The organism is Burkholderia sp. Ax-1720 (assembly GCF_011753035.1).
Taxonomy (GTDB): Bacteria; Pseudomonadota; Gammaproteobacteria; order Burkholderiales; family Burkholderiaceae; genus Burkholderia; species Burkholderia gladioli.
Map to the genome: position 1 here is coordinate 1 of NZ_VWWK01000035.1, position 12,914 is coordinate 12,914.

The window sequence follows — 12,914 nt, forward strand, 5'->3', positions numbered from 1 at the left end:
GGCCGGCGCGCTGGGCGGCACCGCCCAGGGCGGCACGGTGCTGACCGGCACCAATGTCGCGAACGGCGCGGGCGGCGGCCAGGCCACCGGAGCCGGCACCGGCGCGACCGTGTCGGCCCCGGCGCCGGCCAATGCCACGCCGGGCCAGGTGGTGGCCGGCGGCAAGGTGCCCGACGAGGCCACCAAGGCGGCCGTGCTGCAGAAGCTGCGCGACACCTACGGCGCCGGCAACGTGGTCGACCAGATCGAGGTGGGCGACGTCACCACCCCGCCGAACTGGAGCGCCAACGTGCAGAAGCTGATCGGCCCGCAGTTGAAGCAGATCAGCAAGGGGCAACTGAAGATCGACGGCACCTCGATCGACGTGAAGGGCGAGGTCCGCAACGAGGCGCTGCGCCAGCAGGTGGCCAGCGACATGGCCAACCAGCTGAACCCGACCTACACGATCCGCAACGCGCTGCGCGTGAGCGCCTCCGAACAGGGCATCCTCGACCAGACGCTGGCCAACCGCACCATCGAGTTCGAGACCGGCAGCGCCACGCTGACCCCGCAGGGCCGCGCGATCCTCGACCAGATGGCCGACGCGATGAGCAAGCTGGCGAATCGGCAGGTCACCGTGATCGGCCACACCGACAACTCGGGCAACCGCGCCACCAACATCTCGCTGAGCCAGGCGCGCGCCGACGCGGTGAAGGGCTACCTGGTGGCCAAAGGCATCGCCTCGCAGCAGTTGACCACCACCGGCGTGGGTCCCGACCAGCCGATCGCCTCGAACGACACCGCCGACGGGCGGGCGCGCAACCGCCGCATCGAGTTCCGCGTCAGCCAGTAAGCGCTCAGCAAGGCCGGAAACGACAACGGCACCGACGGGATCTCCCGCCGGTGCCGTTTTTTCATGGAGCCGGCCGCGCGAGGCGGCGCCCGCTCAGTTGTTCTCGTCGGGCTTCAGGCCCAGCAGCTCGCGGATATGCGACAGCGAGCCGTCGTCCTTGACCACCGAGGCCAGCCACTGGTGCAGCGGCATGTCGGCCCATTCGGCGGCCTTGTCGGCGAGATAGGCGACCGGGCTGTGCGGCTCGGTGGCGCGGAAGTACTTGGCGACGGCGCGCAACTGCTCGACGGCCTGCGCGCGATTCTGGATGCCGGCGATCACGGTCGGCGCGGCGACCGGGACCGGGACGGGCTGAACGGGCTGGGCGTGGGGCATCGGTGCGATCGGCTCCGGGGAAAGCGGGGTCTTGAAGCTCGGTTCGGCGCGTTCGAGCGAGGCGCCCTGGCCGGGCTGCGCGGGCGGCGGCGCCACCGGCTGCGCCTCGGCCACGTAACCCTGCTCCTTGGCGAAGCGCTCGGCCAGCATGCGCACCGATTCGTAGGCGTCGCGCGCCTGGCGGAAGCTCGGCGCGGCATTGCCGGCACGGCGCTCGAGCTCGTCGTCGAGCGTGTCGAGCGCGGCGCGGAACGCGGACAGCTTGGCCAGCAGCGTGGCGTAGAAGGCCACCGAGGTCATCCGCTTGGAGGCCTCGATCTGCTCGACCGCCGGCTTGTTGCGCGAGATCTCGTGGGCGTTGTCGGGGTCGCGCCGTACCGCCTGCGCGACGTGCTGGGCCACCTCCCAGTCGAGCGCGGTATAGGCGCTGCCCGAGCCGTCGGTCAGGGGAATGGCGCGCAGCAGCTCGGCGGTGCGCCCGGACAGCCAGCCGACATTGCCGAGCCGGTATTCGGCGTCGTCGCCCTCGGGCAGCGGATGCACCTGGTCCCACCAGGTATGCACCAGGCCCGCCAGCAGCTCGTAGCCCTGGGTCAGCCCGCCCACGCCGTCCTGGATCGCCAGCGCCTCGGTGAGCCAGACCGCCAGGCGCAGGTCCTTGGTGCGCGTGCCGAGCAGCTCGACCGACTGCTCGACCACGAAGCCCCAGTCGGCTTCCTTGATTTCGGTGATCCATTCGCCCTGGTCGAGCGAGGGATCGTCGAATTTGCGCGCGTGCTGGATCGCGTCGAATTCGGACGAGAACAGCAGGTCCTCGCCGCAGGGCGAGGCCTCGCTGAGGGGCGCGAGAAGCGCGGTGACGTGAATCGGCATGATCGTGGTGACTACTCGAAACGACTCGGAAAGCGGCGGCGCCTCGCGCGCGGGGCACCGCCGGGATGCTTCGGGAAACTCGGGCTCGCGCGGCCGGCTCGATTCGACGGGCCCCGCCACGCGCGACGAACGACAGCTTACTCCACCGTGTACTCGAATTCGCCGGCCTCGCTGGCGCGCACCGCGATGCGCTTGAGCGCGGTGCCGTCGGCGAGCCGCTCCAGCACATGGCCGGCGATCTCGGGCAGCAGCGTGCCGTTGAGGATGTGGTCGACGTTGCGGGCGCCCGAATCGACCTCGGTGCAGCGCGCCAGCACCGCCTCCACCAGCGACTCGTCCCACTCGAAGGCGGCCTTGTGGTTGGCCTCGATGCGGCGGCGGATGCGATCCAGCTTCAGCTCGATGATCTCGACCAGCACCTCGTCCGAGATCGGGTAATAGGGCACCACCTTCATGCGGCCCAGGAAGGCCGGCTTGAAGGCCTTGTAGAGCGCCGGTCGCAGCGTCTCGGCGAGCGCGTCGGGGTCCGGCAGTTCCTCTTCCGGCTTGTTCAGGCAGGCCTGCATCACCTGGCTGGAACCGACGTTCGAGGTCAGGATGATCAGGGTGTTGCGGAAGTCGATCTCGCGGCCCTCGGCGTCGTCCATCGCGCCCTTGTCGAACACCTGGAAGAACATCTCCAGCACGTCCGGGTGGGCCTTCTCGACCTCGTCGAGCAGCACCACCGAATAGGGATTGCGGCGCACCGCCTCGGTCAGCACGCCGCCCTCGCCGTAGCCGACGTAACCCGGCGGCGAGCCCTTCAGGCCCGACACGCTGTGCGCCTCCTGGTACTCGCTCATGTTGATGGTGACCATCTTGCGCTCGCCGCCGTAGAGCACGTCGGCCAGCGCCAGCGCCGTCTCGGTCTTGCCCACGCCCGAGGGCCCGACGAACATGAACACGCCGCGCGGCTTGTTCGGATCCTCCAGCCCGGCGGTGGCGGTGCGCACGCGCTGCGCCACCGCGTCGAGCGCGTGGTCCTGGCCGATCACGCGCGCGCCGAGCAGGGCATTGAGGTTCATCACGGTCTCGATCTCGTCCTTGACCATGCGCCCGAGCGGGATGCCGGTCCAGGCCGCGACGATCTCGGCCACCACGTGGCCGTCGACCTGCAGCGGCACCATCGGCTCGACGCCCTGCAGGGCCGCCAGCGCGGCGATGCGCTCGGCCAGCTCGGCGCGCACCGCGTCCTCGTCGATGCGCTCGCCGTCGGCCGAGCCCTCGCGCGCCGCGTCGATCCTCGCGCGCAGCGCGACGATCTCGGCCACCACCGCCTGCTCCTCGGCATAACGCCGCCGGGCCGTCTCCAGCGCGGCCACATCGGCCTCGCGCGCCACCCGCAGCACCGCCAGCCGTTCCTCGTGCGAGGCGCCGCCGGCCACCTCGCGCTCCAGCGAGGCGATCTCGGCGTCGGTGCGCTCCAGGCGCTTGCTGGTGTCGTCGATCACGGCCGGCGTCGCGCTCTGCGCCAGCGCGACCTTCGCGCAGGCGGTGTCGAGCACGCTGATCGCCTTGTCGGGCAGTTGCCGGCCGCTGATGTAGCGATGCGAGAGCCGCACCGCCTCGGTGATCGCGTCGTCGAGGATGCGCACGTTGAAGTGGCGCTCCATCAGCCCGGCCATGCCGCGCAGCATGGCGGCCGCCAGCGGCTCGCTGGGTTCCTCGATCTTGACCACCTGGAAGCGCCGCGCCAAGGCAGCATCCTTCTCGAAGTACTTCTTGTACTCGCTCCAGGTGGTGGCCGCGATGGTGCGCAGCTCGCCGCGCGCCAGCGCCGGCTTGAGCAGGTTGGCCGCATCGTTCTGCCCGGCCTGGCCGCCCGCGCCGATGATGGTGTGAGCCTCGTCGATGAACAGGATGATCGGGTGCGCGCTCTTCTTGACCTCGTCGATCACGCTCTTCAGGCGGTTCTCGAACTCGCCCTTCACGCTCGCGCCGGCCTGCAGCAAGCCCATGTCGAGCACGTGCAGCGCCACGCCGGCCAGGGGCGGCGGCACGTCGCCTGCGGCGATGCGCAGCGCCAGCCCTTCCACCACGGCGGTCTTCCCGACCCCGGCCTCGCCGGTCATGATCGGGTTGTTCTGGCGGCGCCGCATCAGGATGTCGATCGCCTGGCGGATCTCGGCGTCGCGACCGATCACCGGGTCGATCTTGCCTTCCCTGGCGCGCTGCGTGAGGTTGGTGGTATAGGTGTCGAGCGCGGGCGTCTTCGACGGGCCGCCCGCGGCGCCGGCCGCCGCCTCGGCCGCCACGTCGGTCTCATCGCCGGCGCCGGCATCGGCCTCGCGCGGCTCGGCCTCGTTCGAGCCGGCCGTGATCTCGTCGAACTTGTGCTTGAGGTCGGTCACGCGCACGCGCGCGAACTGCGGCGACATGCGCTGCGCGAACTGCGCCAGGTCGGGCGCGCTCAGCAGCGCGAGCAGCAGGTGGCCCGAGCGGATCCGCCCGATCTGCGCGTCCAGCGAGGCGATCAGCCAGGCCTGCTCGAACAGCTCGCTCAGGTGCACCGAGAACACCGGCGTGCGCGTGTTGCCGCGCTTGAGGCTCTCCAGCTCGCGTTCGAGGTCGGCGCGCAGCGCATGCGGATCGACGCCGCTGGCGCGCAGCACCACCGGCATGTCGCCGCTGGTCTCGTCGAGCAGCGCGACGAACAGGTGCTCGAGATCGACCTCGTAGTGGCCGCGCGCGAAACACAGGCTCGCCGCGCGTTCGGCCGCCTTGCGGCAGGTCGGGTTCAGTTTCGCAATCAGGGTCTTGAGTGGCGTGCTCATGAGGTCGGTCGCTCTCGGGTTCGCTCGGTGTTGGTTCGGTGTTGTTGCTTGGCTTGGGCCCGGCGCGGGCCGCCGCTCAATGGATCACATGCAGTTCGTAGCGCGCGTCGGCGCGGTCGCGCTCGGCCTCGTGGGTGCAGAGGAAGGCGTCCCAGCCGAGCCGCCCGCCGCTGCCGAGGATGGTCGGGCCGACCTCGACGCGCTTGAGCACCAGCGAGATCTCGTATTCGAGCGTGATGCCGGCCAGCAGCGTCAGCATGCGCTCCAGCGCGACGGCGCGATCGCCGCCGGGCAGGAAGGCCTCGTAGTCGCGCTTGGACAGCGGCCCCACCACCAGCCGGGCGCGCATGTCGCGCTGCCAGACCCGCTCGCCGACCAGCGCGGTCGCGCCCAGCGTGGCATTGACCTCGCCCAGCACGCTCAGCTGGTCGGGCGGCACGTCGTACCACTTGCCGACGAACTGGTCGACGCGGATCGACACCTGGAAATAGTCCGACAAGGTGCGCTGCAGGTAGGCGGCCGATACCGGCCGATGGCGCGCGGCCAGCGCGTAACCGGCGATGGCCTCGTCGATCACCGCGCCCTTGCCGTCCTGCATGGCGCGCCGCGCGTCGGGATTCGACACGCCGGCCAGCGACAGCAGCAGCGGCAGGTAGCGCTCGTCGCGGTCGAGCTCGTAATGCAGCGGCAGGCGGTACTTCTTCCAGGCCGAGTAGAACAGCGCGGTGGCGCGGTTCGAGAACACGTCGAAGAAGGCGCGCGCGGCGTGATCGCGCTTCAACTGCTCGCGCGCGATGATCTGCTCGGTGTAGTGATGCGGCAGCGCGCCCTGCCCGCCCAGCAGCCCGAAGAAGGCCGGCACGATCTCGACGCGGTCGACCTGCTCGTCCTCGACGGCGGCGCGATGCGTCTCCTCGTCCACCCGCTCGCCGGCCGCGTCGAAGGACTGCGCGCGCTCGATCTCGCTGGGCGGGAAACCGAGCGACAGCGAGTTGCGGAACAGCACGCGGCGCTCGACGATCTCGCCGGGGCGCAGCGCGTCGGGCTTCTCCGGGTCGCGCCGGGCGAACCAGGTTTCGAGCAGCCGCACCGCCTGGAAGAACTCGAAGCGATACGGCTCGTCGAGAAACTGCTCGACTACGCCAGGATCGATTCGCCGCTGCGCGGTTTGCATCGCATGATCTCCTCGCCGGTGCGCTTGGACACGACGATCAATTGGACAAAGCTGTTGAGGTGGACGTAGAGGCCGAAGAAGGCGTCGAGCATCCGCACGAAGGACGCCAGGCTGGTGCCGACGAAATGCTCCTCGTCGATCGTCAGGCGGATCTCGATGCCGCGCACGAAGGTCGCGAAGGGCTTGCCGGGCAGCCATTGCACGGCGCCGCGCTGCTCGATCGCCACCAGCCCGTCGATGTGCCGCGTCGAGACCGCCGAGCGGCGCAGGTCGTAGAGCGTGAGCAGTTCCTTGAGCGGCGCCAGGCCGTCGTTGGCCAGGGACACGTGGTTCAGCGCCAGGTGCGAGATCAGCCGCCAGTGGGCGGCGCGCCCGCGCGCGAAACGCACGCTGGGGCTGGGCCGGCGCAGCATCGTGATGTCGCCGAAATCGGCGCCGCCGTCGGCGAACAGGTCGCCGCCGGCCAGGCCCGTGGCCAGCCCCGCCGGCAGGTCGCGATTGGTGCAGGTCAGGCGCAGGCTCAGCGTGTCGGTCTGCGGCGCGGAAGGCTCGAAGTCGATGTCGACGATCGAGATCTCGGTCTCGTAGCCGGGGCTGTGCTGGGCCACCCAGTCGTTGCGGCGCGCGAACCAGTAATGGCCGACATGCCCGGCCTCGCCATGGTGCAGCGAATAGAAGGGCCGGAACTCGACCACCGATTCCTCGTGCGCGGTCTGGCGCACCAGGTGCACCGAATCGATCGAATAGACCTCGTAGGCGAAGGCGCGGCGCGCCTCGGCGATCACCGGGTAGGAGACGCTCTGGTGGTCGATGCGGATCGGCTCGCCGTTCTGCTTGAACAGGTTGACCACCGGCGTGCAGAACAGGCGCAGATGGGTCGCGCTCAGCATGTCGAGCAGCCGCGCCACGTGCGAGTCGCTGCGCACGTCGGCCAGCACGATGTGCAGGGTCAGGCGGTGGCAGGGACCGGCGCGGCGCGTCATCGCGGCCAGGTCGAAATCGACGAAGTCGAACTTGTCGGGGAACGCGAAGTATTCGGTCAGCAGGCGGTAGGCCGGGTGCGAGCGCGACGGGTAGTCGATCAGCGCGTCATGCTCCTCGAAGCCGGCCTGGGTGACGGGCGAGCTGCGCAGCGCGGTCCAGCGGCCGTTGCGCTCGGGCTCGACATAGGTGGCGAGCGTGTTGATGAACAGGCAGTCGGCCAGCGCGGCGACGAAGGACTGCTCGCCGTGCAGGTGGGCACGCAGCGTCGGCAGCTTGAGCCCGGCCAGGTCGAACTGCGGCGCCATCGATTCAAAGGTGATCGAGATCACGCCGGTGGCGTTGCCGGGCAGCACGGTGGCGGCCGGCGCGGCGGCGATCGAGGAATAGCGCGCCTCGGAGATGCGGATCGGCGCGATCGTCACGTCGTAGGCGGTGCGGAACTGGCATTGCACGCCGCGGATCGCGCGGCTCTTCAGCTCGGTGCCGCGCGCCACCCGATGCGGCGCGGTCTGCTGCGAGACGTTGGCGCTCGGCGTGAACTGCGCGATCGAGCAGGACGGGAAGGAGCGCAGGTAGTGCGGATACAGCACGTCGACCAGCGCCTCGGTGAATTCCGGGTAGTCGTCGTCGAGCTTCTTGTTGATGCGCGCGCCCAGCAGGGCGAAGGACTCGATCATGCGCTCGACGTGCGGGTCGTCGCAATGCTCGCCGGTCATCGCCAGGCGCGCGGCGATCTTCGGGTAGCGTCGGGCGAATTCGTGCGAGTACCGCCGTAAAAACGATAATTCGCGCTCGTAGTACGGCAGCAACTCTTCCATCGATATTCCCCGAGGGCGCCCCTCGCGGGGCTGATCGTCACCGCGTCAGGCAGCCCGCGCGGCGATCCGGATTGATGTCAAACCTTGGCGGCGCGTCCGCGCGTCACCGAGTACTGCAATGTGGACGGCTGCAGCATCGCGTCGAAACTGACGGGCTCCTGCGCCGGGTGCACGACCAGCATCGCGCGAATCGCGAAATTCAGCGAATTGGTGGATTGCTCGTTCAGTTCGAACGATACCGCCACCTGCCGCAGGCGCGGCTCGTGCCGGTCGATCGCCTGCTGGATCGACTTGCAGATGAAGGCGCGGTCGTAGTGGCTCGCGAGGCTCAGGCCCGCGAAATCGTTGAGGCCGTAGGTCAGCACCGATTGCTGGCACTCCGGCAGCGCATGGAGGTCTTCGTCGGTCAGGGCGATCCGCGTGTTCAGGATCGACTCGACATCGCGGGCGACCGTGCTTTTCAGCTCGTCCAGCGACAATTGCCGCATCGCGGGCGAGGCCGGCTGATGCGGTTCGTCGTCGAACAGCTTGTCGAGGAAACTCGGCTCGAAACGTTTCATGGAACGGCGGGGCTACACAACGGCTGATGCTGGACGACCGGGGCAAAACGAAAGACGGGGCACCGCGTGCCCCGTCTTCGTCACGAGCTTAGACCGCGTAGGTCTTGTCGTTCTTGGTCAGGCTCCAGGCGCCCTGCGTGTTGCCGCCCTGGTTGCCGCCGATGTTCTGCTTGGTCTGCTTCCACTGCACGGCAGCGTACTTCAGCGAGAACTGCTCGACCGGCAGGCCTTCGGTCTGCACGCTCGGCGTAACGCTCGAGATGATCACGTACTTCAGCTTGATCTCGAGGTACTTGACGCGCTTGCCGTCGCCGTCCGAACGCATGAAGTCGATCGAGACTTCATCGAAGGTGGTGCCGCCCGACGCGTGCTGGTACAGCAGCGGGCTGGCCATGTCGAGTTCCTTGGTGAACACCATGTCGCTGTGTTCGCAACGCTCGGCCGTGTGGCCGCCCGAGGTCGACGAGGTCGCCGAACGCGGTTGCGTGACCGACCAGTCCCAGGACTTGAGCTCGATCCAGTTGGCGTGATCCTTATCCTGCGATTCACCCTTGATCGCCGGATTCCCAAAATTCAGATAGATATCTAACATGACGCTTCGACTCCCCAAAGAGGTGGTTTTCAACTCCTACCCGAGCGGCCCGCCCGAGCGACTTCTACTCAATCGCTTATGAATTTGCCGATTTGGGCAGATCCGCGACCAGGCGCAGCGAGATCGACAGCTCGTCGAGTTGGAAGTGCGGACGCAGGAACGCGACCGAACGATACGAACCCGGCTTGCCCGGAATCTCGGACACCTGCACGGATGCTTCGCGCAGCGGAAACTGCGCTTTCTGTTCCTGCGTCGCGTTGTCGTCCAGCAGCACGTACTGGGAGATCCAGCGATTCAGGAAAGATTCCACGTTCTGCGCGGAGGCGAAGCTGCCGATCTTGTCCCGCATCATCGCCTTCAGGTAGTGCGCGATGCGCGACACCGAGAAGATGTACTGGAGTTGAGCGGACAGCACGGCGTTCGCATTCGCGCTATCGGTATTGTATTTTTTGGGTTTCTGGACCGATTGCGCGGCGAAGAAGGCCGCATAGTCGGAGTTCTTGCAGTGCACCAGCGGGATGAAGCCGAGGTCGCTCAGCTCCTTCTCGCGACGATCGGTGATCGCGATCTCGGTCGGGCACTTCAGCGCGATCTCGCCGTCGTCGGTCTTGAAGGTGTGGGTCGGCAGGTCTTCCACCAGGCCCCCGCCCTCCACGCCGCGGATCGCCGCGCACCAGCCGAAGTCGTCGAAGGCGGCCGTCAGGCGCGCCGCGAACGCCCAGGCGGCGTTGCACCACAGGTACTTGGAGTGATCGGTGCCGTCCACGTCCTCGACGAAGTTGAAACTCTCGGCGGTCTGGCCGTCCTTCGGATGGAACGGCAGGCGGCCCAGGAAGCGCGGCAGCGTGAGGCCCACGTAGCGCGAATCCTCGGCGTCGCGGAACGACTTCCACTTCGCGTACTCGACGGTATCGAACACCTTGCCGAGGTCGCGCGGCTTGCCGAGGTCGGCGAACGACTCCAGGCCGATCAGCTCGGGCGCGGCCGAGGCGATGAAGGGCGCGTGCGCGGCCGCGGCCACGTGCGACATCTGCTCGATGAAGTACATGTCCTCGGGCTGGCGCGAGATTTCGTAATCGCCGACCAGCGCGCCGAACGGGGCGCCGCCGAAGGTGCCGAACTCTTCCTCGTAGACCTTCTTGAACAGCGCGCTCTGGTCGAACTCGGTGGCGGCCTTGAAGTCGCGCACCAGCTCGCGCTTGGGCGCGTGCAGGGCCTTGATCTTGATGGTCGAGCCGGTATTGCTCTCCGAGACCAGGTAGTCGAGGCCGCGCCAGGTGCCCTCGAGCTTCTGGAATTCCGGCGCATGCATCACCGCGCTCATCTGCGCGGAAATGAGCCGGTCGAGTTCGGCGACGCGCGCGTCGATGGTCGCCGAGAGGTTGTCCGACACGATCACCGTGCCGTCGAGCACCTGATGCACGAGTTCGCCGATCAGGTCCTTGGCGCGCGCGTGCTCCGATTGCGATTTCGCGACCTTGCTCTTCTCGACGATCTCGTCGAGCAGCGAGGTTTCGGCGCCCTCGAGCGCACCGGCCTGTTGGGCCGCAGCCGTTTGCTGATTCATCTCACACCCCGTAGCTTATTCGCCCTCTTTGTCGCCGCCGCCCGACTGCTTCGCGAGCGCCTGCAACTGCTGCGTGTTGCTGAGCACTTCGCTCAGCAGGTCCTCGAGCTTGTCGTTGCCGGCCAGCTTGTTGCGCAGGTCGGCCAGCTTCGAGCGCGCCTCGATCAGGCGGCGCAGCGGTTCGATCTGGTTGACCACCTGGTCCGGATCGAAATCGTCGAGCGAGCGGAACTTGAGGTCGACGGCGAACTTGCCGCCTTCCTCGCTGAGTTTGTTCTCGACCTGGTAGGCCGCGCGAGGCTCGATCGCCTTCATCACGTCGTCGAAGTTGTCGCGATCGATGTTGACGAACTTGCGGTCGCGCAGCTTCGGCATCTCGACCTCGGACTGACCGGCCAGGTCGCCGACCACGCCGACCACGAACGGCAGTTCCTTCACCTCGATCGCGTCGCCGCGCTCGACTTCGTAGGTCAGCTGCACACGGGGCGGCCGTACCTTTTGCAGGCGCTTCTGGATACTTTCTTTTTTCGCCATGACGGCTCCCGATAACGTGTGGTGGTTGAGGCGCGCTTAACGCAGCGCGCTGAACGGGTCGCCCCCGCCCTTGGCCGGCGCCGCCGCGGCGGGCTTGGCCGGGGCCGGTGCCGCGGGTGCGGCCGGCGCGGGTGCCGACGAATCGGCGGCAGGCGCCTGGGCCGGTGCTGCCGCGGCGCGCTTGCGGTAGATCTTGTGGCGCTTGACGGCCGGCTTCTGGGCCTGCTGCTCGGGCGGGAACAGCGCGTCCTCGCCGAGCGTGTCGCGCAGTTGCTTGGCCAGCGCCTGCGCGTCGGACTTGGCGTCGCCGGCCAGCGAGGAATCCTGGCGCAGCTCGCCCAGCGATTCGGTGGCGATGCGCAGGCCGGCCACCGCCAGCACGCTCTTGGACTGGCGGTCGCTGTTGTCGCGCTGCAGCGCTTCCTGCGCCGCCACGATCGCCTGGCCGTAATGGCCTTGCTGGAACTGGATCTGCGCGATGCGGGCCCAGGGCTCCTCGCGCGTCGGATCGGACTTGGCCAGTTGCTGGTAAAGGCCGATCGCCTTGTCCTGGTCACCCGCCTTGGCCACCGCGTCGGCGTCGTCGAGCGACTTGTTGAATGCCTCGGGCGTCGGCGGTGCCGGCGGCTGCGTCGCACAGCCGGCCACCACGCCACATGCCACCACTACTGCGGAAAATCTTGCGAACAGTCGGTCTTTCATCGTTTTATCACCGGGCGCGGAGTTTTAAATCGTTGAGATTCAGTAGTTTTGCTTTGGTACAAGTGCGCGGGTATAGTACCGATCAATTTTTCATAATTCAATGACCATGCGGCGAGAAGCGATTTAAATCGTCGGCGAAGCCCGCCGGACACGGCTTGACGCAATCCGCCCGGGCAATCGGATAGTAATGGGATTGGCAACATTTACTTAAAAACTCGTAAATGCGACAAAATTGAAGAAAATTTTTCCGAACAAATGAAAGGGAGTCGCGGGTGCTTCAACAACTGGGACACTCGCGCCATCCACACCGAAAAACCACGCGCTACGCCAGGCATTTCTGACAGGATCCGACTCTGGTCGCCCTCGATTCACGATGACTCCGTCCTTTCCCCGCTTCGCGCTGCCGCTCGTGGCCTGCGCCTTACTGGCAGGCTGCGCGGCGGCCGTGCCGCTGCTCGGTTCGGCCGGCAGCACGGCCCTGCAGATGGTCGGCCTCGGCAAGCCCGAGGTGCCCGACGCGCAGAAGCCGCCGCGCAATTTAGGCATTACCCTCTACGCGGCGCCGAACCTCAACGCGGCCAATGACAATAAGCCGCTGGCGCTGGTGGTGCGGCTCTACACGCTGAAGGACCCGACCTCGTTCCAGCAGGCGCCGTTCGACGCCTTCACCGATCCGGCCAAGGAGAAGGCCGCGCTCGGCGCCGACCTGCTCGGCGTGCGCGAGGTCACCCTGATCCCGGGGCAGCGCTACAACGCCACCGAGAAGGTCTCGCGCGAGGCGCAGGCGTTCGGCATCGTCGCGCTGTTCCGCAGCCCCGCGCTGCAGCGCTGGAAGCTGGCTTTCGACCCGGCGAAATCGGAGAAATCCGGCATAATCATCGGCCTGCACAACTGTGCGATGACCGTGACGGATGGCAGCGTGATTGCGCCGCAGCAGGGTATGCCGGCCCAGCAGCTGAATATGCTCTCATCAGTCAGCTGCGGTAATTAATGACTCGACGACGATTCAAGCTCGATTAAAGAAGTTTGACAGTTAGATGAATCAGGGCGCGATTAATCGAACCGCATCCTAATCACATTCAAGGTTTGA

At 67.4% G+C, this 12,914-nt stretch carries 10 protein-coding genes and 1 pseudogene; 2 read left to right on the forward strand and 9 right to left on the reverse strand.

Translation table 11 applies throughout. The features are described 5' to 3' along the window. On the forward strand, window positions 1-832 hold an 832-nt coding region (locus tag F3J18_RS13385), incomplete at its 5' end, for an OmpA family protein (RefSeq protein ID WP_240156396.1). A 93-nt stretch (window positions 833-925) separates the two neighbouring features. Here the strand turns inward: F3J18_RS13385 and tssA are convergent. The 9 genes and pseudogenes from tssA to F3J18_RS13430 all read right to left on the reverse strand — a co-directional run bounded on the left by tssA (window position 926) and on the right by F3J18_RS13430 (window position 11,824). After that, on the reverse strand, window positions 926-2,080 hold the full coding sequence (gene tssA / locus F3J18_RS13390) for a type VI secretion system protein TssA (protein ID WP_166913094.1): 1,155 nt from the start codon (window positions 2,078-2,080) through the stop codon (window positions 926-928). A 137-nt stretch (window positions 2,081-2,217) separates the two neighbouring features. Then, a complete protein-coding gene (gene tssH, locus F3J18_RS13395) occupies window positions 2,218-4,893 on the reverse strand; it encodes a type VI secretion system ATPase TssH (protein ID WP_025101126.1) in 2,676 nt (891 codons plus the stop codon). Between the two features lie 76 nt (window positions 4,894-4,969). Further along, window positions 4,970-6,067 (reverse strand): type VI secretion system baseplate subunit TssG, encoded by a 1,098-nt coding sequence (gene tssG, locus F3J18_RS13400; protein WP_166913095.1) that lies wholly within the window; start codon window positions 6,065-6,067, stop codon window positions 4,970-4,972. Continuing rightward, a complete protein-coding gene (gene tssF, locus F3J18_RS13405) occupies window positions 6,031-7,869 on the reverse strand; it encodes a type VI secretion system baseplate subunit TssF (protein WP_013696467.1) in 1,839 nt (612 codons plus the stop codon). Before tssF ends, tssG begins: the two co-directional genes overlap by 37 nt. 77 nt (window positions 7,870-7,946) lie before the next feature. After that, window positions 7,947-8,429, reverse strand: a complete 483-nt coding sequence (tssE, locus tag F3J18_RS13410; protein WP_013696466.1) for a type VI secretion system baseplate subunit TssE — start codon at window positions 8,427-8,429, stop codon at window positions 7,947-7,949. Window positions 8,430-8,517: 88 nt separating this feature from the next. Then, window positions 8,518-9,021 carry a type VI secretion system tube protein Hcp gene (locus tag F3J18_RS13415; protein ID WP_025101128.1) on the reverse strand — a complete coding sequence of 168 codons (504 nt, stop codon included), beginning with the start codon at window positions 9,019-9,021 and terminating at the stop codon, window positions 8,518-8,520. Between the two features lie 36 nt (window positions 9,022-9,057). Then, window positions 9,058-10,588 (reverse strand): annotated as a pseudogene (tssC, locus tag F3J18_RS13420) (type VI secretion system contractile sheath large subunit). A gap of 15 nt (window positions 10,589-10,603) precedes the next feature. Further along, the gene (gene tssB / locus F3J18_RS13425) at window positions 10,604-11,122 is read right to left on the reverse strand and encodes a type VI secretion system contractile sheath small subunit (RefSeq protein WP_013696463.1); all 519 of its coding nucleotides are present in this window, start codon (window positions 11,120-11,122) and stop codon (window positions 10,604-10,606) included. A 36-nt stretch (window positions 11,123-11,158) separates the two neighbouring features. After that, window positions 11,159-11,824, reverse strand: a complete 666-nt coding sequence (locus F3J18_RS13430) for a tetratricopeptide repeat protein (protein WP_051598377.1) — start codon at window positions 11,822-11,824, stop codon at window positions 11,159-11,161. 373 nt (window positions 11,825-12,197) lie between these two features. Here F3J18_RS13430 and tssJ point away from each other — a divergent pair, with 373 nt between their 5' ends. Further along, window positions 12,198-12,815, forward strand: coding sequence for a type VI secretion system lipoprotein TssJ (gene tssJ, locus F3J18_RS13435; protein ID WP_025101130.1), 618 nt, complete (start codon window positions 12,198-12,200; stop codon window positions 12,813-12,815). The last annotated feature ends 99 nt before the right edge of the window (window positions 12,816-12,914 follow it).

Coding starts and splice junctions, on each gene's coding strand:
- tssH (WP_025101126.1), bottom strand. CDS start 4,893: ATGAGCACGCCACTCAAGACCCTGATTGCGAAACTGAACCCGACCTGC.
- tssA (WP_166913094.1), bottom strand. CDS start 2,080: ATGCCGATTCACGTCACCGCGCTTCTCGCGCCCCTCAGCGAGGCCTCG.
- F3J18_RS13430 (WP_051598377.1), bottom strand. CDS start 11,824: ATGAAAGACCGACTGTTCGCAAGATTTTCCGCAGTAGTGGTGGCATGT.
- tssJ (WP_025101130.1), top strand. CDS start 12,198: ATGACTCCGTCCTTTCCCCGCTTCGCGCTGCCGCTCGTGGCCTGCGCC.
- F3J18_RS13415 (WP_025101128.1), bottom strand. CDS start 9,021: ATGTTAGATATCTATCTGAATTTTGGGAATCCGGCGATCAAGGGTGAA.
- tssF (WP_013696467.1), bottom strand. CDS start 7,869: ATGGAAGAGTTGCTGCCGTACTACGAGCGCGAATTATCGTTTTTACGG.
- tssE (WP_013696466.1), bottom strand. CDS start 8,429: ATGAAACGTTTCGAGCCGAGTTTCCTCGACAAGCTGTTCGACGACGAA.
- tssB (WP_013696463.1), bottom strand. CDS start 11,122: ATGGCGAAAAAAGAAAGTATCCAGAAGCGCCTGCAAAAGGTACGGCCG.
- tssG (WP_166913095.1), bottom strand. CDS start 6,067: ATGCAAACCGCGCAGCGGCGAATCGATCCTGGCGTAGTCGAGCAGTTT.